The 24,316-nt window shown below is 41.1% G+C and carries 21 protein-coding genes; 7 read left to right on the top strand and 14 right to left on the bottom strand.

Annotated elements, in window-relative coordinates; translation table 11 throughout:
- The first annotated feature begins 2 nt into the window (after positions 1 to 2).
- The gene (locus tag AACW45_RS22715) at positions 3 to 938 is read left to right on the top strand and encodes an alpha/beta fold hydrolase (RefSeq protein ID WP_190635021.1); all 936 of its coding nucleotides are present in this window, start codon (positions 3 to 5) and stop codon (positions 936 to 938) included.
- 97 nt (positions 939 to 1,035) lie between these two features.
- Here AACW45_RS22715 and AACW45_RS22710 read toward each other — a convergent pair whose 3' ends face one another.
- The 8 genes from AACW45_RS22710 to AACW45_RS22675 form a co-directional block, all read right to left on the bottom strand.
- The gene (locus AACW45_RS22710; protein ID WP_190635020.1) at positions 1,036 to 2,427 is read right to left on the bottom strand and encodes a UDP-glucose dehydrogenase family protein; all 1,392 of its coding nucleotides are present in this window, start codon (positions 2,425 to 2,427) and stop codon (positions 1,036 to 1,038) included.
- A 145-nt stretch (positions 2,428 to 2,572) separates the two neighbouring features.
- Complete coding sequence (locus AACW45_RS22705) at positions 2,573 to 3,523, bottom strand: UDP-glucuronic acid decarboxylase family protein (protein WP_190635018.1); 951 nt, start codon at positions 3,521 to 3,523, stop codon at positions 2,573 to 2,575.
- Between the two features lie 358 nt (positions 3,524 to 3,881).
- A complete protein-coding gene (locus AACW45_RS22700) occupies positions 3,882 to 6,017 on the bottom strand; it encodes a cation:proton antiporter domain-containing protein (RefSeq protein WP_190635016.1) in 2,136 nt (711 codons plus the stop codon).
- Between the two features lie 149 nt (positions 6,018 to 6,166).
- Positions 6,167 to 6,820, bottom strand: coding sequence for an HAS-barrel domain-containing protein (locus tag AACW45_RS22695; RefSeq protein WP_190635014.1), 654 nt, complete (start codon positions 6,818 to 6,820; stop codon positions 6,167 to 6,169).
- An 82-nt stretch (positions 6,821 to 6,902) separates the two neighbouring features.
- Positions 6,903 to 7,097 (bottom strand): NAD(P)H dehydrogenase subunit NdhS, encoded by a 195-nt coding sequence (locus AACW45_RS22690; protein WP_096643830.1) that lies wholly within the window; start codon positions 7,095 to 7,097, stop codon positions 6,903 to 6,905.
- Positions 7,098 to 7,253: 156 nt separating this feature from the next.
- The gene (gene rodA / locus AACW45_RS22685) at positions 7,254 to 8,582 is read right to left on the bottom strand and encodes a rod shape-determining protein RodA (RefSeq protein ID WP_190635012.1); all 1,329 of its coding nucleotides are present in this window, start codon (positions 8,580 to 8,582) and stop codon (positions 7,254 to 7,256) included.
- Between the two features lie 101 nt (positions 8,583 to 8,683).
- Positions 8,684 to 9,754, bottom strand: coding sequence for an Mrp/NBP35 family ATP-binding protein (locus AACW45_RS22680; protein ID WP_096643832.1), 1,071 nt, complete (start codon positions 9,752 to 9,754; stop codon positions 8,684 to 8,686).
- Between the two features lie 312 nt (positions 9,755 to 10,066).
- Positions 10,067 to 10,591 carry an SRPBCC family protein gene (locus AACW45_RS22675; RefSeq protein WP_190551049.1) on the bottom strand — a complete coding sequence of 175 codons (525 nt, stop codon included), beginning with the start codon at positions 10,589 to 10,591 and terminating at the stop codon, positions 10,067 to 10,069.
- A 501-nt stretch (positions 10,592 to 11,092) separates the two neighbouring features.
- On the opposite strand from AACW45_RS22675, the gene hemF reads away from it, so the two are divergent.
- Both hemF and AACW45_RS22665 read left to right on the top strand, forming a co-directional pair.
- Complete coding sequence (hemF, locus tag AACW45_RS22670) at positions 11,093 to 12,154, top strand: oxygen-dependent coproporphyrinogen oxidase (RefSeq protein WP_190635010.1); 1,062 nt, start codon at positions 11,093 to 11,095, stop codon at positions 12,152 to 12,154.
- Positions 12,155 to 12,546: 392 nt separating this feature from the next.
- On the top strand, positions 12,547 to 12,915 hold the full coding sequence (locus AACW45_RS22665) for an STAS domain-containing protein (RefSeq protein ID WP_190551046.1): 369 nt from the start codon (positions 12,547 to 12,549) through the stop codon (positions 12,913 to 12,915).
- A 142-nt stretch (positions 12,916 to 13,057) separates the two neighbouring features.
- On the opposite strand, the gene AACW45_RS22660 is transcribed toward AACW45_RS22665, so the two are convergent.
- Complete coding sequence (locus AACW45_RS22660) at positions 13,058 to 13,654, bottom strand: chromophore lyase CpcT/CpeT (protein WP_096643836.1); 597 nt, start codon at positions 13,652 to 13,654, stop codon at positions 13,058 to 13,060.
- Positions 13,655 to 13,956: 302 nt separating this feature from the next.
- On the opposite strand from AACW45_RS22660, the gene psb29 reads away from it, so the two are divergent.
- Positions 13,957 to 14,664: a photosystem II biogenesis protein Psp29 gene (psb29, locus tag AACW45_RS22655; protein WP_190635008.1), complete on the top strand. Its 708-nt coding sequence runs from the start codon at positions 13,957 to 13,959 to the stop codon at positions 14,662 to 14,664.
- Positions 14,665 to 14,774: 110 nt separating this feature from the next.
- On the opposite strand, the gene AACW45_RS22650 is transcribed toward psb29, so the two are convergent.
- From AACW45_RS22650 to AACW45_RS22635, 4 genes are all read right to left on the bottom strand, one after another.
- Positions 14,775 to 15,140 (bottom strand): phage holin family protein, encoded by a 366-nt coding sequence (locus AACW45_RS22650; RefSeq protein ID WP_190635005.1) that lies wholly within the window; start codon positions 15,138 to 15,140, stop codon positions 14,775 to 14,777.
- A gap of 102 nt (positions 15,141 to 15,242) precedes the next feature.
- The gene (locus AACW45_RS22645; RefSeq protein WP_190635004.1) at positions 15,243 to 15,425 is read right to left on the bottom strand and encodes a hypothetical protein; all 183 of its coding nucleotides are present in this window, start codon (positions 15,423 to 15,425) and stop codon (positions 15,243 to 15,245) included.
- A gap of 334 nt (positions 15,426 to 15,759) precedes the next feature.
- Positions 15,760 to 16,446 carry an ExbD/TolR family protein gene (locus tag AACW45_RS22640; protein WP_190635002.1) on the bottom strand — a complete coding sequence of 229 codons (687 nt, stop codon included), beginning with the start codon at positions 16,444 to 16,446 and terminating at the stop codon, positions 15,760 to 15,762.
- A gap of 39 nt (positions 16,447 to 16,485) precedes the next feature.
- Positions 16,486 to 17,244 (bottom strand): MotA/TolQ/ExbB proton channel family protein, encoded by a 759-nt coding sequence (locus AACW45_RS22635; protein WP_190635000.1) that lies wholly within the window; start codon positions 17,242 to 17,244, stop codon positions 16,486 to 16,488.
- Between the two features lie 296 nt (positions 17,245 to 17,540).
- Here AACW45_RS22635 and AACW45_RS22630 point away from each other — a divergent pair, with 296 nt between their 5' ends.
- Positions 17,541 to 17,855: a YkvA family protein gene (locus AACW45_RS22630; protein ID WP_190634998.1), complete on the top strand. Its 315-nt coding sequence runs from the start codon at positions 17,541 to 17,543 to the stop codon at positions 17,853 to 17,855.
- Positions 17,856 to 17,983: 128 nt separating this feature from the next.
- On the opposite strand, the gene AACW45_RS22625 is transcribed toward AACW45_RS22630, so the two are convergent.
- Positions 17,984 to 21,193 (bottom strand): glycoside hydrolase family 15 protein, encoded by a 3,210-nt coding sequence (locus AACW45_RS22625; RefSeq protein WP_199331211.1) that lies wholly within the window; start codon positions 21,191 to 21,193, stop codon positions 17,984 to 17,986.
- 473 nt (positions 21,194 to 21,666) lie between these two features.
- Between AACW45_RS22625 and AACW45_RS22620 the strand changes: the two genes are divergently transcribed.
- Positions 21,667 to 21,801, top strand: a complete 135-nt coding sequence (locus tag AACW45_RS22620; RefSeq protein WP_277877810.1) for a hypothetical protein — start codon at positions 21,667 to 21,669, stop codon at positions 21,799 to 21,801.
- A gap of 808 nt (positions 21,802 to 22,609) precedes the next feature.
- Positions 22,610 to 24,316, top strand: a 1,707-nt coding sequence (locus AACW45_RS22615; protein WP_190634996.1) for a DUF4347 domain-containing protein, incomplete at its 3' end; no start/stop codon positions are given.

Genomic DNA, 24,316 nt, shown 5'->3' with positions numbered 1-24,316 from the left:
TAATGAAAGATTGGTGGCAGGCGACTTTTCCTCAAGGGCGACAAAGTGTAATTATTACTGATACAAAAGGTTATCCTGTACAAATTTCTTACGGTGAAAAAGGTAAAGGTAAGCCGCTAATTTTATTACATGGCATGGGAAATTGGAGCTATAACTGGCGTTATAGTATAAATCCTTTATCTCAACATTGCCGGGTAATTTGTTTTGACGCTAAAGGTTACGGTTTTTCCGAAAAACCAGTATCAAGACGCGAAGATAACGGACATCAAATTATTGAACTAGCGCGAATCATTCAAGAACTATGCGATGAACCACCTGTCATTGTTGCTGAATCTCTAGGTGGATTAGTTGCTCTTTCCCTAGCACAAGAATACCCCCATTTAGTCGGGCGGTTAATAGTAGTCAACGTGCCAATTTTTGCTGAAAAATTACCGCATTGGGCGATGTTGATACTCGCACAAACACCGATAGAAATTATCGAAACTATTGATACTTTACGGCTGACATATTTATTAGCACCTTTATTTCGCGAAATTATGGCAATGGAAAGACGACAGGTGCTATACGATCCATCAGTATTAAGTCAAGAAGATATTTATTGGATAGCTTACCCGTTTATTGAATTTCCTGGCACTATCGTCAAAGTTGCCGAAGAATTACAAATAGCGGCACGCGAAATTGCTAAATGGCAAGAAAAGAAACCTAATTTCCTCAGTAAAATTCAAAGTAAATTAAGTGCGATTGAATGTCAAACTTTAATTTTATGGGGACAGCAAGATAGTTGGTTTCCTGCTAGTCATGCAGACAAATTACATAAATATATTCCTCATGCGAAATTACAAATTCTGCCTAACTGCTGTCACGATGCATCGATAGGTTCTTCCCAAGAAGTAAATCAAGCGATAATTGAATTTCTTCAAGAAACTAATTTTTTGTAGACTTTTGAATTTCCGCAGCACCCAAATAAACGAAAAGCTGCTGAGAACATTCTCAGCAGCTTGAGCCTTATCAGGATTGTGAATTAAAAACTATTTTTTAGCGACCAATACCTACATATTGGAACCCAGCTCTAACCAGTGTTTCTGGATCAAGGTAGTTACGACCATCAATAATTACTGGATGGGTCATCAAGGTTGCCATTTTAGCGTAGTCTAAGGTGCTAAACTGTTGCCATTCAGTGACAAGTACTAAAGCATCGCAACCGTCAGCTAGTCTTTCTGCATCGGTTTCTACTAAAACACCAGAAAGACCATGACGTAAACCAGTTTGAGAAACAATTGGGTCGTAAGCTTTTACTTTAGCGCCCAAGCGGTTGAGTTGCTCAATTAGGTTAAGTGCAGGTGCATCGCGTAAATCGTCGGTATCAGGCTTAAAGGTTAGACCCAATAGACCTACTGTTTTACCTTTGAGGATTTTCAATACTTGTTGCAGTTTTTCCAAAGCAATCAGCCGTTGACGTTCGTTGACAGTAACAGCAGATTTCAATAGTTGAGCTTCATAACCATAGTCATCAGCAGTATGAATTAGCGCTGATACGTCTTTGGGGAAGCAGGAACCACCCCAGCCAATACCAGCTTGTAAGAATTTGTTACCGATACGGGAGTCTAAACCAATACCTTTAGCAACTTGGGTAACATCAGCACCAACGCGATCGCAAATGTTAGCAACTTCGTTAATAAAGCTAATTTTGGTTGCTAAGAAAGCATTAGCAGCATATTTAATCATTTCTGCAGAGCTGAGGTCTGTTGCCAATACTGGTACAGGTGGTAAAGACTTATCTTCAGCATACTGACGTTCCACAATCGGAGTATACAGTTCTTTCATTAAAGCGATCGCTTTTTGGCTGTTACCACCGAGAACAATGCGATCGGGGTTAAAGGTATCGTAAACTGCGGAACCTTCCCGTAAAAACTCTGGATTGCTAACAACATCAAATTGATATGCAATTTCAGGTAGTCTTTCTTCTTCTGCAACCCCACCTGCGGGAACTAGGGTTTTTTGGCGTTCAGCAATACCATCTAACACAATCATTCTGACCCAGTCACCAGAACCGATGGGTACTGTGGATTTGTTAACAATTACCTTATAGCCGCCGTTGAGATTGTTACCAATACCGCGTGCTACAGCTTCTACATAACGGGTATCGCTTTCACCTGTTGGTAATGGTGGTGTGCCTACAGCAATGAAGAGAATTTCGCCGTGAGCCACGCCAGCCGCCAAATCTGTGCTGAATTCAATTTTACCTGTTTGAATAGCACCTTGCATAATTTCCGAAAGTCCCGGTTCAAAAATCGGTGACTGTCCGGACTTCATCAACTTAACTTTCTCTTCGTTATTATCGACACAAATCACATCATGACCGATATGAGCTAAACAAGCGCCTGTTACTAAACCAACGTAACCAGTACCAATGACGCAAACACGCATTCTCTTTAACTCCTTGTTTGTTCTATTTATTCTGTAAATGGAAAACTTTTAACACTTTGCTTACGTATCTGGCAGAAATCTCATATTAGAAGGTAAGAATTTCACTTATAGCCTACGTAAGCAAGCGAGTAATACCTCAAACAAATCAGTGGACTAACTGCTTGTTATCTGTTTTAATCCGATTGCGGAAATCTTCGATTGTGAGTTTTAACCCTTGTTGTAGGGGAACGGTAGGTTCCCAATTTAACAACGTTTTAGCCTTGGTGATATCTGGACGACGGCGACGCGGATCGTCAGAAGGTAATGGTTCAAACTGAATTTCCGCATCTGGATTAATCTGGTTTTGTACAGCCTGTGCCAATTCTAAAATGGTGTATTCATCAGGATTTCCCAGATTTACCGGCCCCACATAGTCGCTATTCATCAGCCGGATAAAGCCTTCTACTAAGTCAGAGACGTAGCAGAAACTACGAGTTTGGGAACCATCACCATAGACTGTTAATGGCTTACCCCGTAGGGCTTGAACAATAAAGTTACTTACTACCCGACCATCGTTTTCTAACATCCGGGGGCCGTAGGTATTGAAAATACGCACAACGCGAATATCAACTTTATTTTGCCTGTAATAGTCAAAAGCTAAAGTCTCTGCAATACGTTTACCTTCGTCGTAGCAGGAACGCAACCCAATGGGATTGACATTACCTCTATACTCTTCGGTTTGGGGATGAACTTCTGGATCGCCGTAAACTTCACTCGTTGAAGCCAAGAAAAATCTTGCCTTCACACGCTTTGCTAAACCTAACATATTGAGCGTACCCATTACATTAGTTTTGACTGTTTTTACGGGATTGTACTGATAATGTACTGGAGAAGCCGGACAAGCCAAATGATAAATTTGATCGACTTCTAACCTAATGGGTTCGGTGATATCGTGGCGGATGAGTTCAAAATACGGATGATCCAACCATTTAAGTATGTTTTGCTTGTTGCCTGTATAGAAGTTATCCAAGCAAATGATTTCATGCCCATCGCTTATTAGTTTGTCAATGAGATGAGAACCAATAAACCCGGCACCGCCCGTCACTAGAATTCTCATAATTCCCCAGTTAATTACATATATTGTCAGTTGCTCTTGTGCGTATTTTTTTGATTACCTAATTTAGGTACAAAATACTCCCAAAGAATACGGTTATTTAAACATATGTTGTTAAATTTACCAAATTTCCTGTGGGTATATTTTTCAACCACGTCTTACTTTTATCTATTAGCAAAATAACAAATATCCGTTGAACTTTGTAGCTGAAGATCCTAGAATTCATCAAATCTTCACCTATATTAAGTATATTTAGAATGAAATAGCTAAATTCGTATATAGACATAAAAAAATCTGTTTAGCAATATACATAACAATCTCAGAGTGGGAAATAGCCTAGATATCTTTAAAGTCAAATATTTTACATTGTAGACGTTGTACTGGGAACTCCTGTTGCTAATGTTACTGTTGGCTGACGTTGCGGCTCTCCCAACATCACAATAGAACAAGTTAATTGTCTGGCTAATTGAGTGGTAACATCACTAATAGCTAAACCACCAGGACTAGTATGATTGCGTATAAAAGGCAACACAACTAAATCATATAATCTTGCTGCTTGTAAAATAGCTTGAGCGACATTTTCGTGGGCAATAATTTGAATTTCTGGCGGATTGGCAAAAGCTAATTTAGATACTAATAGTGAAAGATGCGATCGCTTGTCCGCAATTTTGCTCGAACTGGTGCGACGTTCGCATACATTTAATACAGTTACTTGGGCTTGATTGCAGTCTGCTAACATTTGGGCAAAATGCACGGGCTGTAATGTTGGTGCCATTAAATTTTCAATCGGCACTAATATCCGTTGAATTTTCCTGGGAGAGTCTACTAAACGAGTCACCGCTACGGGACAGTGGGAGGCCCAAAGAACGTTATCAATTACGTTACCAAATAAACGCGCCCGGAAACCAGTACGTTTACCCCAACCCATGACAATCAAACTAGCTTTTTGTTCCCGAGATGCTCTGCTGATTCCTTGAGCAAAGGCATCATCGATGCGTAGCAAGGGTTCTGCATTTACACCTAAGACGCGGCTTTGGGCTGTAGCTTTTGCTAGTAACCGCTCGCTGCGCTGTAACGAGGCTTCTAACTGTGGTGCATCCATGTTAGCGGCCGCAGTTGCGATCGCTAAAGGTACTACTCTGCCATTGGTTTGGCGTGCAAGTAATGTCGCTAGTTCAATTAAATATTGCTGAGTTTGCGGATTATAAATCGGTACTACGATAGTGAAAGCATTTTTATTGTCTGGAATTTTTGGCTCAGGCTGATTTGTTGGTGCTGGTTCTGGAGGTGGAGATAAAGCCAACCCTCCAGCTACCCGACTGGTAACTAACGGGCCAAGTGTTGATGTCACAAGCATAACAACCACAACGCTATTGAATACTACAGGCTGGAATAACCCAATTTCGTATCCCACTAACGTTGCTGCTAATGTTGTACCCACTTGCGGCACTGTGAGCGACCACATTGTTAACATTTCCTGCCAAGAATAGTTGTATAAAAGTTTTGTTAACAAGGCGGCGATGAATTTGCTGGCAATTACACCCAACACCAACAGCAGCATCAATAGCAGATTGATACTTTTGCTCGTCAAGGTGGTGAAATCCATCAATGAACCCAGATGTACAAAGAAAATGGGAATGAAGAGGACGCTACCCACAAACAGTACTTTTTCTTTGACTGGCCCTTCACCGACAACTTCATTTACTGCTAAACCCGCTAAAAAAGCCCCAATAATTTTTTCGACCCCAATCAATTGAGCGCCCACAGCTGCAAGAAAAATTGTCAGTAGCACAAATAAAAATTGGTTACCTTCTTCGCCGCCAGAACGCCGGAAAAATTCTTTTCCTATCCAGTCAAAGCCAGCTAAAACCACGACTGCGTAAATGGTTAACCAACCAATCAAAGTCAGCAGTTTGGGGAAGCTAAATCCGCCTACATTATTGACAGCTACACATACAGTTAAGATTAACAGCGCACCAATATCGGTAAAAACCTTGGCTCCAATGCTGATACTGACAGGCTGATTGTTTACCACTCCCAAGCGATCGAGAACAGGATATGCCAATAAGGTATGAGAAGCGAACAAAGAGCCAATTAAGATGGATGCGATCCAATTCAAGCCAAAAAGATGCCCTAACAGACTGAGGATGGCTAAGGGCAAAATAAAGGTGAAGCAGCTAAACCCTAACGAACGATTTTTTTGGCGTTGGAATTGTTCTAAGTCAACTTCTAGCCCAGCGACGAATATCAGGTAAACTAACCCAATATCTGCTAGCAGCTTCATAATTTCTGATTCTGTCTGGAATAAATTCCAACCAGCAGGCCCGAGTACTACCCCAGAAAAAACCAAACCTACTAATCCTGGTAGTCTGAGGCGCTCAAATAGAATGGGCACGACTAAGATAACTACCAGCAAAATAGCGAAGGGAACAATGGGTTCCTGACCCAGTAATTGAGAGGTTGGTTCTATTGTCAGAACTTGGGAAATGAGTTCCATAGGTAGAACTTGAAAGGGCGATAGTGAAGCTGCGATCGCCTTAAAGGCAATCGCCCGATCAATATAACTGTAAACACCACCTAGAGTAAAACTTAAAAAAAATTTAATTTACTGACAATCGCCAGATTAGATAATGGTCTAAATACTACTTATGGGTGAACCTGACGCAAAATGAACCGTAAGCGATCGTAGTCATCTTTTAACAACAAGCTTAAGGTACGTCCAGCTTTGATTAACCATTGGCGATCGGCTTTGCGTAACTGATAAACTGCCCGCATCGCCGCCGCAGTTAATGATTCTACGGGTGCGCCTTGCACAGTCAAGAGTGTCTGCAAAAAATCCAGTTCTTCCGTAAATTTAACGATTGTTTCTGCTTCACAGCGATACACTGCTTGATGAATTTGTGGCGGGCGAGGAGGTAAATATTGATACGCTTTACTAAAACCTGGGGTAGCAGATGGTGGTGCAAAGCCAACGATCGCGGCGCGAAATTCAGTTTTCAACATGGCAAATATTTGGGGTTGTTCTTCCCGCAAGTCTTGCAAAGATAAACCCAAAGCTACTGCCCGGTGTACAGAATCTATGGGCATAGTTGTGGCATAATATACCACCGCATAAATTTGATTACCCGATTCTTCATCCTTTGAACAAACCCAACTACCAAAGGGGGGCATCGGCGGAAAACTTAAGTCTTCCGGTTCCAAACACTGAGCCAGAAACTCTGTAGTATTAGTTTCGATCACCTCAGCAATATGATGAGGATGGCGATCGCCTGTAGCAAACTGTGGTAAAGGAAGGCGCATAGTAGTGTTTTATCAATGTCAATCAGTCATTAGTCATAAGTCTTTGCCCAATGACAAATGACTAATGACTAATAACTACTAATTATTTACCTTTCTTCTTGGCTGTGGTTTCTACAGTTTCCAATTCACTCAAGCGAAAGGTAACTAATTTATCCCAGTTTCCCCCCTCAAACAATACGGCTACCTTGCCATCGCTTACCCGTTGTACGAGTCCTTCATAGCGATAGTAAGTATCTGCGGGATTTTTGATGCGAACAGTTGCTCCAGGCAGGATCATGATTTTTATCCTCGCTTAATTTCCTGTTATATAGCTTAATACTTGTCGGTGGGCATTGGGCATTGGGCATCCCTTCGACTTCGCTCAGGGCGAGTGGGCATTGGGCATTGTCAGGGAAATCACAATTGTACAGACAAGGGTTCATCGCGTCTCTGACTAATAATATTTCTGCCGTTGGCGAAAGTTAGCTACAGATTCTACTATTCCTAAAGCAATGAAGTTAGTCAGCATAGCAGAACGCCCGTAACTCATCCAAGGTAAGGGAATACCGGCTACAGGTGCTAAACCTACTGTCATGCCGATATTGACGATGAGCTGAAATACAATCATCGATAAAACGCCCATAGCTAATAAAGAGCCAAAATTATCTTTGGCAGTTTGAGCTACATGGAGTAGGCGGAAGCAAATTAAACAAAATACAAACAGTACTACCAAACAGCCGATAAAACCAAATTCTTCACCAACTGCGGAGAAAATAAAGTCTGTATGCTGTTCGGGGACAAAGTTAAGTTGAGTCATCGGCCCTTTAAATAAACCCCAACCCCAAATTTCACCAGCACCGATGGCAATCCGAGATTGAATTAGGTGGTAGCCTGCACCCAAAGGATCGTGTTCTGGGTTCATAAAGACGCTGAGTCTATTTTTTTGATAGTCGTGTAAGACATGGTTCCAGGCAAATACGCCTAATTCACCGCCCAGCATATTCAGAATCCATGCACCTATGGCTCCTAAGCCAAATTTTCGCCAAGGAAGAGTTTGCCAACCGACAATACCCATTGCGCCTGCCCAAAATAATCCTAATGGGCTTAAGGATATTTCTTTCAAAAAGGATATTTCTTTAAAGGTTATCGGTTCTGGTAATGGCCAAGATATACCAAATAAAATAGCGGCAACTATGGGAGAAATTAGTAGTATTATCCAGCCTGGGTTGGCATTAGCCCAGTACAGCATACCGATGACGATCGCTCCAAATACTAATGATGTTGCCAAGTCTGGTTGTAAAAATACTAATCCCCAAGGTACAGCAGTAATTGCTAAGGCGCGAAATACGCTCTCGATGCTGGAAGCCGTGCGTTTATGTAGTAGCGCTGCAAGGGTAATAATTATACCTACCTTGGCAAACTCCGAGGGTTGGACGTTAAAACCTGCAATACTAATCCACCTCTGTGCCCCTTTAGCAGCAGTACCGGCAACCATCACGGCAATGAGGCTGAAGTTAGTTAATCCGTAAGTTACCCAATGCCACTGTAGCAAATTTTCATAACGTAGACGAGCGAGCAATAAGGCGATCGCTGTACCAATACCAGCTACCAGCCAGTGCCACCACCAGTCAGTGACAGGCTGTTTTAATTCCGTACTGAGAATCATCACGCCGCCAAAAATACTGACAGCTATCGGCAAACAAAATAATAACCAATCTACCTGCTGCCAAGGTTTAACCCAATATTTCCAGCGAATTTTGGGGAGCGCACTTTTTAATAACATTGTGTGAGTTGAGACTTTAATTGGTAAATTTTAAATTTACTATCTATCTAAAATCTGTATTCCCAGGCTATTGCCCAGGAACCAGATAGAATTGAACTTTCTTATGTCAAAGCGGCAACTGATACTTTACCAGCAATAGACAATGCGATCGCACTTAGGGCTTTGGCGGAAGCAGAATCTGGTTCCGCCACAACTACCGGTACACCGTTATCACCGCCGACTCTAGTGGAAATCTCTAGGGGGATGCGTCCTAACAACGGCACTCCTAGTTCTGATGCTGTCTTTTCACCGCCACCAGAACCAAAGATGTCATATTGTTTATCTGGCATATCTGGTGGGATAAAATAGCTCATATTTTCCACTATTCCCAATACAGGCACGTTCATTTGTTGGAACATCCGCAAGCCCTTGCGGGAATCTAGCAGAGATACGGTTTGCGGTGTAGTGACTATTACTGCTCCAGCCATCGGTACGGCTTGTGCTAAAGTTAACTGGGCATCGCCGGTTCCGGGAGGCATATCGACAATTAAGTAGTCTAATTCTCCCCACTCAACTTGATAAAGAAATTGGCGAATCACACCATTTAACATTGGCCCCCGCCAAATCACAGGCTGATCTCGGTCAATTAAAAAGCCCATTGAAACCAATTTCACGCCGTGATTAAATGCAGGTTCGAGAATTTCCCCTTTTTCCCCAGGGCGAACTGTAATTTGGGCATCGCTGAGTCCCAGCATGGTGGGATCGTTGGGGCCATAGATATCCGCATCCAGTAAACCTACTTTAGCGCCTGTCTGTGCTAAAGCTACGGCGACGTTTACGGCTACGGTACTCTTACCCACACCGCCTTTACCACTGGAAACGGCAATAATATTTTTTACGCCAGCAATGCCAGTGCGATCGGGTAAACTTTTTTGCTGTGGTGTTTCGGCTGTCACTTCAATGCTGACATCTGTAACGCCTGGGAGCTTGTTCACCGCTTTTTTACAGTCTTCAACGATAAACTCTCTCAAAGGACAGGCGGGTGTGGTTAACACTAATGTGAAACTAACCTTGCCAGCATCAATTTTGACATTGCGAATCATATTCAGTTCTACCAGACTTTTTTGCAGTTCTGGATCTTGTACTGGTCGCAACACTTCTAGAACCGAGCGGGAATCAAGGACATCGTACATAAAAATTCAAATTTCAAATTTCAAAAAGAAGAATGCTTTTGTGGCAAGTAACTTAACTACTAATCTGGATATCCTATTGTGCCGCGATCGCTGTAACAAAACTTAAAAAAAGTACATAATAAATTGATGGTAAATATTTGATTTACTAATAGATTTGTCAATGGTCAATAGTCAATTGTCATTGGTCAGTTGTAAGAGACGCGATTAATCGCGTCTGTACAATTTTTATTAGTCATTGGTCAATGGTCATTGGTTTGGTTGTTAAAAGGTACTGACAGTCAACAGTCAACAACAGTCAACAGTCTGTGAATTTTAGAAATCAAAACAACTGTCATTGAGGCTTTTTTTCTGACTTGAGACTGCTTGTAATGCGGCTTTTTCTACGGCTTCAACTAAGCTACGCGCCACGCGATCGACGTAAGGACGGGAGAAAGACCAAATCAGGGGTGACAACCAACCGCGTAGTGTTACAGAATAAGATAAACAAGTGCCGCAAACAGTGGACTCCACTCGATAAGTGATCCGTTCTTCAATTCCCGGAATCGCTAGCACTCGAATACTCAACATTTCTTGGGGATTGACAAGCTCAACAAAAATCCGAATGGGAATTGGTGAAAAGCGAGTGACAGCTTGGAAAATTAATCCGGGTTTGGGTACTAATCCATAGGGTACATTAGTGCTTTTGAGTAGCGGATGCCAAGAAACATCAGTGAAGTTGACGACTTGTTGCCAAAGTTCATCTACAGAAGCCGAACTAATTTCTCGATATGTCCGCACTAGAGAAGCGCAAAATCGCCGACGTTGACGTTGAATGAATTTGGATAAACAACCCCGCATTTGCCTAAACCTCCTAGCTCAACACTTTCTGGGAACTCTGGCATGGTGGGCAATTTTACTCAGCCCTCGCATCAAACTTTCTCAAAATTGCCCTAACTATAGCAAGCCCCTGTGGGTGCAAACACTAGTACAATCATTGGGAGTTAGCAACCCCCATGTGTAAAACACCATTTTTAATTTTGGTGTCCAATTCTTGAGCAGTTCAGTCTCAGACCTTGAATTATCAAGGTTGTGAGTGCTGGTAACTAATTCGCCAGAGTCTGGTGTAAATACCAGAACCTATTTATCAAGAAATAAAAAAAAACTTCGTCCAATATACAAGCCTATACGCATTTGAGGGAAAATAACTCTAGTCTTGCTAATCAATCGTATAAATGCTTGACCAGTAAGAAAAAAGCAAATTTTACTTCATGTTTGGTTCAGAGATTGTTTTAGTTAAAAAATTTTAATTAAAGAATTTCTGGTTTTGGGAAATGTAATTTAGGTACGGGAATCTCTGCTATGTTGATCGACTCTCAAGCCCCTACTCTGTCTGTAGATTCATCAAAGTTCTTACCACCGACTGATGCAAAACAGCGAGTAAGTCGGTTTATGCAACAGTTACAGGATGAAATTACTCAAGCTTTGACAAAGCTGGATGGCGTTGCTAGTTTTCATGAAGATAGTTGGCAACGTCCTGAAGGTGGTGGCGGGCGATCGCGTGTTTTGCGTGATGGGGCTATTTTTGAACAAGCTGGTGTAAATTTTTCTGAAGTTTGGGGTTCCCATTTACCGCCGTCAATTTTAACTCAACGCCCAGAAGCAGCCGGACATGGTTTTTATGCTACGGGAACATCTTTGGTGTTACACCCACGTAACCCCTATGTCCCCACTGTGCATTTAAATTATCGCTATTTTGAAGCCGGCCCGGTATGGTGGTTTGGCGGTGGTGCTGATTTAACACCTTACTACCCCTTTGCCGAAGATGCTCAACATTTCCATCAAACATTGAAGCAGGCTTGCGATCGCCATCACTCAGAATATTACCAAGTGTTCAAGCGCTGGTGTGATGAATATTTCTACCTCAAGCATCGCGGTGAAACTAGAGGTATTGGCGGTTTATTCTTAGATTACCAAGATGGTCAAGGTACTATCTATCACGGCCCCGATCCCAATGGCGAAGCTGCTAAATATAGCAACCAAGTAGGCGCATTACCACAAAGAACTTGGGAAGAAATCTTTGCTTTAGTCCAAGACTGTGGTAGAGCCTTTTTACCCGCTTATTTACCCATTGTCGAACGCCGTCATCAAACTGAATATGGCGATCGCGAACGGAATTTCCAACTTTATCGTCGGGGTAGGTACGTAGAATTTAACTTGGTTTATGACCGAGGCACAATTTTTGGTTTGCAAACCAACGGACGTACCGAATCAATTCTTATGTCCCTACCGCCCTTGGTACGTTGGGAATACGGGTATCAACCAGAAGCTAACACCCCAGAAGCCGAGTTATACGAAACTTTCTTAAAGCCCCAAGATTGGATAAATTGGACACCTACAAGTAGTGCTGAATCTAGTAAGTAGAGACGCAAGCTTTGAATAAAACCTTACAAGCTCTACTGTAAAAACTACAGGTGGTGAATTTGGTTTCAGTGCTTGCTAAATCTAGCCTTTATCTCTGTTTTATCTATTGCTGACCTCAGCAATTGCCTCTACCTGTCTCCTGTTTTAGTGAGTTAAACTACTAAAGATAAGCACCGAGTAAAAAAAGGTGACATTTTTAGCTGGAACTTGTTAATCTCAAGTATCGGCATAAAATTCTTCTGTTAGTGGTGAGTCAATTAATTTACTAACTCACTGGATCTCATCCTCGCTACCACAGCCGGAAAATTTCCAGAAATGCAAGTTTTTTGGCTCACCAGTAACAGCTTTAAATACAGTAGTTAATTTTCACAGAACTGCCATAGGGAGGCTCAGTGATTCAGATAGATCAAAAAAGCTACCTTACCCAAGATGGTAATACCGTTATCGTCTTGACACCGACTGGACGCTTAGACATCACCACTGCTTGGCAATTTCGCCTAAAGTTACAGGAATGTATTTCCAAACTCAGCCGCCATGTAGTTGTGAATCTGAGTCAGGTAAACTTTATTGATAGTTCCGGTCTAACTTCATTAGTAGCCGGGATGCGTGATGCGGATAAACTCAAAGGTAGCTTCCGGATTTGTAATGTCCATACAGAAGCAAAACTTGTGTTTGAAGTGACAATGATGGATACAGTGTTTGAAATTTTTGAAACAGAAGAAGAAGCTTTAGAAGGTGTACCCCGAAGCATAGCTAGTTAAAGCTATGCTGAGATATCTTGCTTTTGTTGGCAAAATTGTCACAACTGATGTTATCGAGTTGAAGAATTGAGGAAAAGTACAGCAGACGAAGTAGAGTCAAGACAAAATTTTTGTCTGCTACTTCGTAGTTACTACTCAATTCTCAGTATTGCTGTCGTTTATTGTAGCGGTAAGGGCCAAAAATTGCGCCCCAAGTAGCTTTTCCAGTTGTAGTGTCAATTCCTTTATCGTAACTGAGAAATTCTGTTGCTGAGGCGGCAAAACCTAAAGCAACTTGGATGGTGTTGTCTAGATAAGTAAAGCGACAGCTAGTATTTGGTGGTGGAGTCGCGACAAATTTATAGGAGTTAGGCGCTATTGTTTCTGTTGTCACGGTGAGGACGCAACCTGGTAATAAATCTATGCGATCGGGTGTTAATGAATCGAGTAAATCAGGATTGCGTCCTGCACCTTTTAAACTATTCGGATCTTTGGGCATATAAAATTGCACTTGCAGGGGTGCATCAACTTCACGCCCTAGCTGTAAGCGTAAGATTCGTTGACGGTAAGGATTATCTAGGCTAATAATATTGGCTTGTTCCGCAAACAATGTAATACTGTCTTCAGCAAACAGGTTAACAGGCCTTTGCCACAAGCGGAGGTGAACGTACCAAACAGGATCGTTTAAAGCTTGTTCTTGGTTGTCAAATTCACCAGCCAAGTACTGACCAAGAACTGTTAACTGTGAAGATAGGCTCATAAATTTAGGTTTTGTTAAAAGTCCACAGTCAAGAGTCTACAGTCAAGAGTCCAGAGTCAAAAGTCAAAAGTCCACAGTCAAAAGTCCACAGTCAAAAGTCCAGAGTCCACAGTGCAAAATTTATTGACCAATGACCAATGACCATTGACCATTGACTATTGACTATTGACAACCTCAACTAGAAATCCATGATACATAGCTGCAAAATATTGTAAACCGCCCACTCGCAAGTTGAAACCCGAACTTGGCAAACTAACCTTTAAGCGAGACAATAAACATACGTCGCCCTTAACATTTTCTTTGTGAATAACGTCCGTACTGTTTCTGATACAAAGCGAACTTTCTACACTCTGCACACCCGTCCAATCAATACGATTTACCGTCGGGTAGTGGAAGAGTTGATGGTGGAAATGCATCTGCTGTCAGTAAATGTCGATTTTAGCTACAATCCGCTTTATGGCTTGGGCGTCGTCACTGCTTTTGAGCGCTTTATGCAAGGCTACCAGCCAGAACGAGATAAGGAATCTATATTTAGCGCCTTATGTCAGGCTGTAGAGCAGGAAGAGCAACGCTACAAGCAAGATGCGGAACAATTACGCGAGTTAGCTAAAAGTTTATCCGCCAATGATTTAATTGGCTGGTTAAGTCAAAATACTCCCTTAGATAGAGATGCTAATTTGCAATCTCAACTCCAAGCGATCGCCAATAATTCTAACTTTAAATATAATCGCTTGTTTGCTATTGGTTTATTTACCTTATTAGAATCGTCAGATCCAGACTTAGTAAAAGACGAAAAGCAACGCACCGAAGCACTCAAAAAAATTGCTAGCGGCTTGCATCTGTCTGATGAAAAACTAAGTAAAGATTTGGATTTGTATCGTTCTAATCTCGATAAAATCACTCAAGCTCTAGTAGTCATGGCTGATATCCTCTCCGCCGATCGCAAAAAACGCGAACAGCGCAAACAACAATCTACTACTTCGGCTGCTCCTCCTAGTGCAAATGAATAGTCCATAGTCAATAGTCAATAGTCAATAGTCAAAGCGCCTTGACTATCGACTGTGGACTCAAGATTTTTGTTTAAGTAGTCTCAGTAGTGTTTTTTTATTTAAAAATTCACTTATACACCCAATATTTGGTAAGCTATACTTTGAATGATAGTGAGTGCTAGCGCTGCAAAAACAGCACTCCAAATGTTATAGCGCAAGCGAAAACCATCTACTGACCAACCAGCAACACTGAAACAAACAACAGCCATCATAAAGGTAAATAAGTCAGCTAACCAATTGAGTGTGAGTAAACTTGTAACTGTAAATACAAAGTGTAGAATTGGCCTAACTATTGTGGTGAAGATACTTATGATTATTGCTAATAATAAGGCTTTACCCAGAGTATCAATCTCTAGTCCTAAGGGTAATTTGCAAATAATTAACAAGCTAATAAATGTCACTAACCACACTATCAAAAGTATCCCAACTTCATTCATTGCCACAACCCCTGAAACGTAAATGGTGATTGGCGATAAATTACTCAGTCTATTAAGAGAAAAAGTTTTGGAACCCCACCAATTATTTGTAAATTAGCAGATTTATTTTCTCTTTACAAAAAATATTTTAGATATCTTTATGATTAGGGCAATTAGAGCAGGATTACCTAGCTGGAAAATAGCGTTGACTGTTGACTGTTGACTGTTGACTGTTGATTGTTGACTGTTGATTGTTGACTGTTGACTGTTGATTGTTGACTGTTGACTGTTCAGAGAGATGTTCATGCGCTTGTTGTGTGATTTATCACATGATCTTCTAGCTGGAAAATAGGAGCGCTTAGGCTAGGGGTGAAATTTTCATGGAAAGGTTTGTGGGATTTTCTTTTTCATCCTGGGTTTTGCCAAAATCTGGCGTGAATGGCTAATAGGAAATTAGATGTTTGAGCGAGACAAAGAAGATGAGGGAGAATTTATCCCTCATCTTTGTTTATAGGACTTCCAAGTAAAAAAATATTCCATTGAAATTTTTTACTGTGGACTGTGAACCGTCAACAGTCAACAGTCAACAAAATAAAGCGGAATAATTTATTTTTTGGAGTTCCCTATTCTGTTATCTCCTTTATCTCCTTTGTGGAGATGAGTTTGTTGTTCCAGGGGCTACATTTTGGTTAGGTTGTGTGGAATTAGGAACGACAGGCGCAATTTGCGGATTTACGGGATTAATATTTGTTCCTGGTTGGGGTTGAGTTGGGGTTAGGGGAAAATTAGGATTACCACCTTGGGGTGTGACACCGGGTAATGGTGCGCTATTAGGTTCTGTCGTACCAGGATTGATGGGGAAAGATGGAATTACAGGCGCGTTGGGATTTGTAGATGTTGGAGACGGGCCTGGTATAATTCCCAAAGATACGCGATCGCCTCCTACCTGACGCAGTAAATCCAAAGTTTCGATGACATCGTTGTATGTTGCTGTCCGCGATGCATTCAGTACTAAAACGCCGTTGGGATTTGCTTGGACGTAACGCTTTAATACCTCTGCTAATTGTTCTCTGGTGACCATGTTTTTTTCTACATAGGTCTGACCGACAGCATCAATGGTTACTGGTAAGATATTACTATCAGCCTGGAGCGCGCCTGTAGGTGATGTGCCACTGTTAGCTTTGGGCAAATCAATATTAATTGCTTGTTGACGAGTAAATTGCAAAGCTGCTAGCAAAAAAAACGTCAAAATGCAAAAAATGACATCAATTAAGGGAATGAGTTGAATTTGGACTTCTTCAACCGGAGTATGCAAATGAACTTTCATGATATTACACTCTGCCTGCTTCAAGGATAGAAGTCTTAATTATTGCTCAGGGTCTATAGAATCATTCCCCTCTGATACTTCGGGAGAACTAGAAAATTTGTTTCTACCGCGTTTCCGGGGCGGATTAAAATTTTCCTTGGGAGGTTCCCGCAAAATTATCGATGTACTATTGCTAAAGTCTGGCGGTGATTGACGATAAAGCAACTCTAATTCATTCCCCGCTTTCCGAAAAACTTTTACCTGGTTAACCACAAAACTTTGAAACAGGCGGTAAAATACCAAACCCACAATTGCAATAATTAAACCTGCGGCTGTAGTAATTAATGCTGTACCAATACCTGCGGGAACATCAGCTACAGCGTTAGTACCAAATTCTCCCAGCTTGAGATTACCTACAGATTGTTGTAAACCTAACACAGTACCCAACAATCCCAGCATCGGCGCTAGGGCAATTACCGCTTCTAAAAGTTTTTCCCCTCGCCGCATTCCTGCTAACTCATCTTCGGCTGTGGCTTCTAAAGCCAAGCGAAAGGTTTCTGCATCGCTTTTGACGAGTTTTAAGGGAGCATACAGAAATCTACCGATAGGTTGATTTGTTGCTTGTCTAGCAATATCTGCTGCAACTTCCCAATTCTCACCAGCTGCATCTAAAACGCGATTGACAATTTCTTGTTCTTGAGTTAAGATACGCAGCCAGAACCACAGGCGCTCAAAAATTACGCTCAAAGCTAAAATAGACAGCGCCAGCAAAGGCCACATAGCCGGGCCGCCTTTGTAAAACAAATCTAAAATATCCACTGTTTAAATCTCCTCCCTCCACTACCAAAATAAATATTGCAAAGCACTTTAATTCTAAAGATTAATGCACAATTACCATAGTCTCATGGCGAATTTCCCATTAATTTGCTGACAAATTCGATTTACATAAGCTCATCAACCAGGATGGTTATCACAGCTAGGTTTGGCTATTTGGAAATAATAAATTGCAAATTTAAATACTTTTGTAGCATCTTCCAGACATTGTTGGGCGGTTATTCCCACCGGGAGTTTTTAGCATAATTTGTCAAAATTAAAGGTAACTGGAGGTTCAAAACATGAAATTTTCAATTCAATCAGTTTACACCTGGTATCGCAATTTGCTACAAAATCCCAAATATCGTTGGTGGGTAATTTTAGGAACTCTTGTTTATATTCTTAGTCCTATTGATATAGCCCCTGACTTTATCCCGATTGTGGGTGAAATTGATGATGTATTGCTGCTGACTTTGCTGGTTACTGAGGTATCTGGACTAGTAATTGAAGGCTGGAAAGCACGTAAAGGTAATGTAGAAACTAGCACTACTTATACATCTGAGGATAATACGACCACCGCAAATACTGTCGATGTTGATGCTACACCTGTCAAGTAGTTTTTTAAAAAAAATAACATTTAAAAACCCCCTAACTTTGACTAAGGTAGGGGGATATTTTTTATTGCGCTTCTATTGTCAGTTGTCAGTTGTCAGTTGTCAGTTGTCAGTTGTCAGTGGTTTTTTATTTATGTTTCTAACTCTTTGACAAACTCGGTTAAGAATCTGAAGGCTTTGAGAATATAACTGGCGCAATCTCTAGGAGAAGTATTATAAAACGATCGCCATGCACTTGCTTTATCTTCATCATAGCGATCGCCTCGTTGGGGATGGGCGTCTAACCATGCTAATCTGACGGCATGACCAATTAATACATCTAAGACGATATATTCTTCAACTTGCAGATTGGGGTTATTGGCTGCGATCGCGGATAATTCTACTAAGGCTTCTATATTCACTTGGCGATATTCGGGAGCCTCAATTTTATTGAGCAGATGCTCGACTAGTAGAGCAAAATTTCTTTCTCCTGGTGTCATTTCCGACAACATTAACTCGCTATCTAAGCGATTGCGCCGTTCTAATTTGTCGCCTATGACTATACCTTTGCAATGTTTCATCAATAGCCACACTTGCTGGAAAAAGTCTTTGGGTATTCTTCCAGTTGCGCCTTCAGCTTGGCGAAATCTTCGCCATCCACCAGGGGGAACTTCGATTTCTGCATCATTGGTGAATGCTAATACCCAATCTATATCACTTTCTTTTTGTTTAACGTGGAGTGATTCCTGCTGACGTAACAGTTTACTCATCCCCGCATATTCAGTTAAGACATTTTGCAACCTAGTTTTGACTTCAAAGGGTGATAGTTGCATTAAATGTTCGTAGGCTTCATCTTGGGTAACTTTTAATTCTCTGGCGAGTTTGCTGGTGATTAACAAGATGAGATACCCGACTTTTATTGTCAACAATCCGCGAAATAGTTCGGGTTCGGCTCTCATGAGTACGCTTAAATATATGATAATCTCTTGAGTGAGGACGCGATCGCGAATATCTTCTCGACAAAAATGATTAATTTTCTCGGCTATTTCATTGTGAGACATCGGTACAGCGATTAAGGAATCTTCGCTGTAAGCTTTACCCACAGAAATTTGCTTACCTCTTACCAAAATACTGGTGACAGCATCCGACAAACCAATATCTACCATTTGGCGCAAACCCGCAACCCGGCGTACTATCGCCCAAAGTCCTAAATCTCCTGCTTTGGTATAGATTTCATCAAGTAAATTATCTACTGTTACCACAGAGTTAGGGCCGCCAAATCCAGTATCAAAATCTAATCCCTGCAACCGTTTTAAAGTCTGCAATAACTCAATTTGCTCATAGATATTTTCCGAAGCCCGTAAAGTAGATAGTAAGGAACTCAAGTTAGTTTCACATTCCATCTGGAATTCTTGGGTATGTCCTAATTGCCAATTTTTTCCTGGATGAAATGCCAAATAATAGCAATGTAACCCCGCATCTTTGACAGATGGTAAGGTAAAATCGTCATCTTGCAGAAAGTCAATTCTTTGAATTCCTGCTGTTAGCATCAGTTGATTTAGTCTACCTAATTTTACTCTTACACCCTGACAAACCCCTGCTTTAAATTCCTGCATTAATTCTAATAATGCTTCCGCACCAATTTCTAACATGGTGTGGGTTAACATTAAAGTTAAGGTTGGACGACCTAAATAGCTCCAATATTTTTGAATGTAAGCGAGTTCGCTTCTAATTTGATCGAGCAAGAAATGATAATCAAGGGTTAAGTAAAATTGTTGCGCATCTAAGAAAGATGGTAAAAAGACGACAGTTTGGTCTTGAATGCGGAAGATTCGCGAAGTTGTCAAACTACGCAAACGCCTTACCGGACGCCCAGTTAAACCTAATTTAGAGTTACGTCCAATTTGGGTATAAATAGCCGATAAATCCCCAGCGTTTCTGACTTGAATTGGTTCTAATTGCTGAGGTGTTTGGGTTTCAATGCCGTGAACTGCTAATTTTTCTTGTAAGTCTTCATCTTCTGCTAATAAAGCAATTTGAACGATAGATTCGCGATTTTTCCCAACACATAAATGTCTGCCCAAGGGGTCAATATCGCCAATCGCAATTAAGCCTTCATTTAACATTTGGGCGAGAAAGTATAAACTTTGCGCCCATACTAGGGGAACGTTTTCATTAGGTAAGCGGGGTTGACTTTGGGGCGAAGACTTTTCCGCTTCAATGTTAGCTTCTGGAACATAATATAATTCTGGTAATAACTGTAAACCATCCCGTTCTACGAGAAGAGATTCTAAACGTTCTTGGTAATATTGAGTTTGTACTTTATCGTTACGAAATAAACCATCAAGAAATAAATAAGTGAAAAATAACGGCCATTCACATTCTATATGCTCAAATTGTTTCAGTTCCCAAGGTTCGTAATGTAAGCGTTGGGTATCTTCGATAACAGTTTGATGTCCATCTCGCAGAAAGCGTTTGCAGCCGTATTTACCTTGAAGTTTGTTAATAATATCGTTAAAAGTGCGATCGCGTAGTTGTTCATCTTCCACTGCAAAAGCGGGAAAACTAATAATACTCAATAACGCTGCATCAATTTCCTTAGAACCAGATTCTCTCGGTAATAGCGATTCTAAAGTAATTCTGGCACGCGCAATTTCATCTGGTAATACATGAATTACCGAAGCTTGGCTTCCCCGAACCCCAAATAAATCTAAGCCATTGATGGCTTCTAACGCAGCCTTCGCCATACCCACAGAACTAGCGTTTAACTCTGCATTTCCGCGATTAATTTTGTTACCCCGTTCCCAAATTCCATAATCGGGTGTGCGATAAGCGCGTCCAATATAGTAAACCAAATTTTGGACAAAATTAACTTCATCAACGGTATAAATTATTTGCAAACCAGAAGCAGTCATTTGCGCTAACATCAGCAAAAATATTGATGTAGCGTCTAATTGTAAATGTCCCCATTCATCATCACCCACCACAATATCACCAGTAGCAGTGTTGTATTTAGCATGTAATCCATCTAAGGGTGATTGCGTATGTTTAAATCTTTCCACCTTATAAGCTTGTCGCATCATTGCAAACAGCAACCCACGCATCAGCTTAATTGCGCTATGTTCTAGTTCGTAAGTGTATCCTTTAGTTTCATCAACCTTGCGGTATGCAAGTGCTAAACCCCAAACTGCCAAAATACTATAAACATTATCTCTCACCCAAGCATCTGTATAATCTCCGTGAGCGGTTATAGCCGTACTTGCAGGTAGTAAACCAGTGATAGGATTTTGACGGCTGAGAATAATTGTCTTGATTTGCTGGTAATAATTTTCTAAGCGAGCATACAACTTGGTAGTGTCCATGATCTTATTTGCTACAACTAGCGCCAATCTACCCCATAACTGTGAAGTCAAGCAGCCTAGCCAAAGGCGGTGCTATTACAGCTGAGGATGGTATAAGTTTATTATTATCTCCTGTTCTCGGTCTGAATAGTTGGGTAATCTTGCAGTGATTAAATAGGCTAACCTCAATATTTATCCTGATGCGGGAGAATATCGCAGGAAAATATGATACAAACCGAGATTTTATGCTAATTTATCTATTTTTAACCTGTGAGATTTATTTGCGTTTTTCTACTGATTCACTTAAAGAGAAATTTCTTCAAATCTTCATCTTTATCAAGGGATAGATACATCTAAATTTAAGACATTTTTAATAGTTCTAAAGTAGGATAAATAATCATACAAGAGATGCAATCCTACCCAAAGATAAATTCAGTAAATTATGGGTAAGGAAACTTTTGAAGATAAAAAATTAATAAATAGGATAGGTAATTATGTCTGTACGTTATAACCAAAATAATGCACCCCTAGTCAAAGTTGTTTACTCTCAAGTTAAAGTTAATGGCAAACTTCAGCTAATTCCACTAGAACTATATGCAGACGGTTCACTCAAGCGTTCTCTGGTATAAATTTTTATCTAGGTTTTAGCTTTTGGCGATCGCATTCTCAAAAAACCCCTCTTGTGAGCAATTTTTACCATAAATTCTCCTAGTCTACTGAAGTAATAACCACATCACAAATAAAATTGAGCAAACCTCTGCGTTTCAGTGCGTTGTAAAAACAATACTTCTGTAGCTCACCTAACTAGGAATCACCACAATATTTGCAAACATAAATTCTTCTGCGGGGCACAACTATAGTTTTGTGCCCCTATTAATGTATAGTTAGAGAAAAATAGTAACAATCTCAGGTATTGCGATCGCGACTCTACAAGAACGACTTCGTCAAACGAACAGCCTTCGGAAAGCCTCTTTGAGTGAACAAGATATTCCCTAAACACATCTACATTCCGCTTCGCAGCATTCGCTAATGAATTGTGTTTAAGTACGTAATACTGCTCTGACTCTACTAGAGTACCTAATCTGCATTCTTCTCTATTCGCTTATCCGGAAAATTTTGGAATCTTTGTCATATTTTTAACTTTTAAGTGAGAATCTACTTGCCAATTGCGATCGCATGGTAAAAGCGCATCCATCTTATGAAAGATAAATTTAGATACAGACACATTCAGGACTTACGCAACACATCACGAAAGTAGCAGTTATTCATAAATTACCGCTACGTAAGAATCAGGGTTTCAGTCATAGCTTGTGTAAGTTCTAACATTAAAGATTTGATGAACAAGTTTCTTTTTTGTTTTTTTAATTCATACTCTAGTGATATCACTGATTCAAAGAAGTGGTGTTATTACAAACTTTCGTGGGAAATTGCAAGAATATGCCATCTAATTCTCAAAAATTGCAGAATCCTATTTCTGTAATCAATAAACATGACTTCAGCCGTAATAATACTTATCCTGCGCCAAGATTTAATACTGAATTATTTGAAGATATTACTTATGCTGGCACAAGTAATATCTGTACTGCTGAGAATGCTGTCTTGGTAATTTTAGACACTCGTGTTACAGATCTGCCTACTTTGTTAAATGCGGTAGTTGAAGAAGCTATTTGCTACATCTTGGCAGAAGATGAAGATGCCTTGCCAAGAATTACCCAGATGTTAAGCCAGACAGGGGCAAAGCGACTGGCTATCGTAGCGCATGGGGAACCAGGTGTAATTCACATCGGCGCAAATCCGTTAAATCTGGAGCAATTACAGGCAAAAGCTCACCTCTTGCAAGAGTGGGGTGTGGAAGAGATTGCCCTGTATAGCTGTGAAGTTGGGGCAGATGCTCAGTTTGTCACAGAACTGGAGCGGCTGACGGGGGCTAATGTGGCAGCCGCCACAGAGAAGATTGGTGCTGCGGAACAGGGTGGCAGTTGGGAACTAAACTCCATTGATGATTTTAAATGCTTTGACCAATCACACTTAGCAAAGTATGTAGGGGTGCTTGCTACTACTAGCATCAACCTAAATAGTATTGGCGGCGATAGTATTATCAACCAGACAGAAGCAGGCTCTGGTTCCTCTGGCTTCACGGTAACGGGAAGTGGTAATAATTCTGGTAATGATGGAACCCAATTCCTTCTAGCTGCTTATAACGGTACTACACTCATCTATTGGCAGATTGTCTCTGGAACAGGTTCAGGTGGAACTCGAAATTACAGCTTCTCGCTAGACTTTTACGATAATCCTTTACTTGGCTCCACATTCGTAAACAACAACCAGGGTTCCCTCACCTTCCGGGTATACCAAGGAACTCGACAATCTGGTTCTCCTATCAGTGGCACTTCACCTAGCACAATTAGATTTGATGTTAATAACGACAACTATTTAGTAAACAACTTCTTCTTGAGTTCTCAACCACTAGGCTCTCGATCTACTACAGCAACTCTGGATACGATTGCCCCTGCAGCACCTAGCTTTGCGCTAGCCACAGATTCAGGTTCATCTAGCAGTGATGGAATTACTAATGTTGGGACTGTGAATGTCGCAGGATTGGAAACCAATGCCACTTGGCAATATAGCACTAATAGTGGTTCAACTTGGATAGCAGGCAGTGGTACAAGCTTTACCCTCGCCCCAGGAACCTATGCAGCTGGCGCTGTGCGAGTCAGACAAACCGACCTAGCTGGAAATACCACCACACCCAGTCAAAATGCCACTGCCATCACTGTTGATAATACTGCCCCAACTGCGGGAACATTATCCCTCGACAACTTCACAGATTCCGGTGCTAGTAATAGCGACAACATTACCACCGACCAGACCTTTGACTTGAGTCTGGCTGGAAATGAAGCTAGTTCAACCATTAGCTATGAAGTCTCAACCGATGGTGGTACTGAATGGACAGAAACCACAGCTTCCCAAACTGATTTAGCTGATGGTGACTATCAATTCCGCGCCGTAGTCACTGATACCGCAGGCAATACCAGCAACTCGAATGTTATCAGCGTCACTGTTGATAATACTGCCCCAACTGCGGGAACATTATCCCTCGACAACTTCACAGATTCCGGTGCTAGTAATAGCGACAACATTACC

The organism is Calothrix sp. FACHB-168, from assembly GCF_963889195.1.
Classification (GTDB): domain Bacteria; phylum Cyanobacteriota; class Cyanobacteriia; order Cyanobacteriales; family Nostocaceae; genus Aulosira; species Aulosira anomala_A.
Note: the sequence above shows the minus strand (reverse complement) of the source record. Positions and strands in the feature narration are given on the sequence as shown.

Bases quoted from the DNA above. Each gene is read 5' to 3' on its own strand.
- AACW45_RS22660 (WP_096643836.1), bottom strand. From the start codon at position 13,654: ATGAGCCTATCTTCACAGTTAACAGTTCTTGGTCAGTACTTGGCTGGT.
- AACW45_RS22620 (WP_277877810.1), top strand. From the start codon at position 21,667: ATGTCTGTACGTTATAACCAAAATAATGCACCCCTAGTCAAAGTTGTT.
- AACW45_RS22715 (WP_190635021.1), top strand. From the start codon at position 3: ATGAAAGATTGGTGGCAGGCGACTTTTCCTCAAGGGCGACAAAGTGTA.
- AACW45_RS22695 (WP_190635014.1), bottom strand. From the start codon at position 6,820: ATGCGCCTTCCTTTACCACAGTTTGCTACAGGCGATCGCCATCCTCAT.
- AACW45_RS22640 (WP_190635002.1), bottom strand. From the start codon at position 16,446: ATGAAAGTTCATTTGCATACTCCGGTTGAAGAAGTCCAAATTCAACTC.
- AACW45_RS22710 (WP_190635020.1), bottom strand. From the start codon at position 2,427: ATGCGTGTTTGCGTCATTGGTACTGGTTACGTTGGTTTAGTAACAGGC.
- hemF (WP_190635010.1), top strand. From the start codon at position 11,093: ATGTTGATCGACTCTCAAGCCCCTACTCTGTCTGTAGATTCATCAAAG.
- AACW45_RS22625 (WP_199331211.1), bottom strand. From the start codon at position 21,193: ATGGACACTACCAAGTTGTATGCTCGCTTAGAAAATTATTACCAGCAA.
- AACW45_RS22630 (WP_190634998.1), top strand. From the start codon at position 17,541: ATGAAATTTTCAATTCAATCAGTTTACACCTGGTATCGCAATTTGCTA.
- AACW45_RS22700 (WP_190635016.1), bottom strand. From the start codon at position 6,017: ATGGAACTCATTTCCCAAGTTCTGACAATAGAACCAACCTCTCAATTA.
- AACW45_RS22690 (WP_096643830.1), bottom strand. From the start codon at position 7,097: ATGATCCTGCCTGGAGCAACTGTTCGCATCAAAAATCCCGCAGATACT.
- rodA (WP_190635012.1), bottom strand. From the start codon at position 8,582: ATGTTATTAAAAAGTGCGCTCCCCAAAATTCGCTGGAAATATTGGGTT.
- AACW45_RS22645 (WP_190635004.1), bottom strand. From the start codon at position 15,425: ATGAACATCTCTCTGAACAGTCAACAGTCAACAATCAACAGTCAACAG.
- AACW45_RS22680 (WP_096643832.1), bottom strand. From the start codon at position 9,754: ATGTACGATGTCCTTGATTCCCGCTCGGTTCTAGAAGTGTTGCGACCA.
- AACW45_RS22675 (WP_190551049.1), bottom strand. From the start codon at position 10,591: ATGCGGGGTTGTTTATCCAAATTCATTCAACGTCAACGTCGGCGATTT.
- AACW45_RS22650 (WP_190635005.1), bottom strand. From the start codon at position 15,140: ATGAATGAAGTTGGGATACTTTTGATAGTGTGGTTAGTGACATTTATT.
- AACW45_RS22705 (WP_190635018.1), bottom strand. From the start codon at position 3,523: ATGAGAATTCTAGTGACGGGCGGTGCCGGGTTTATTGGTTCTCATCTC.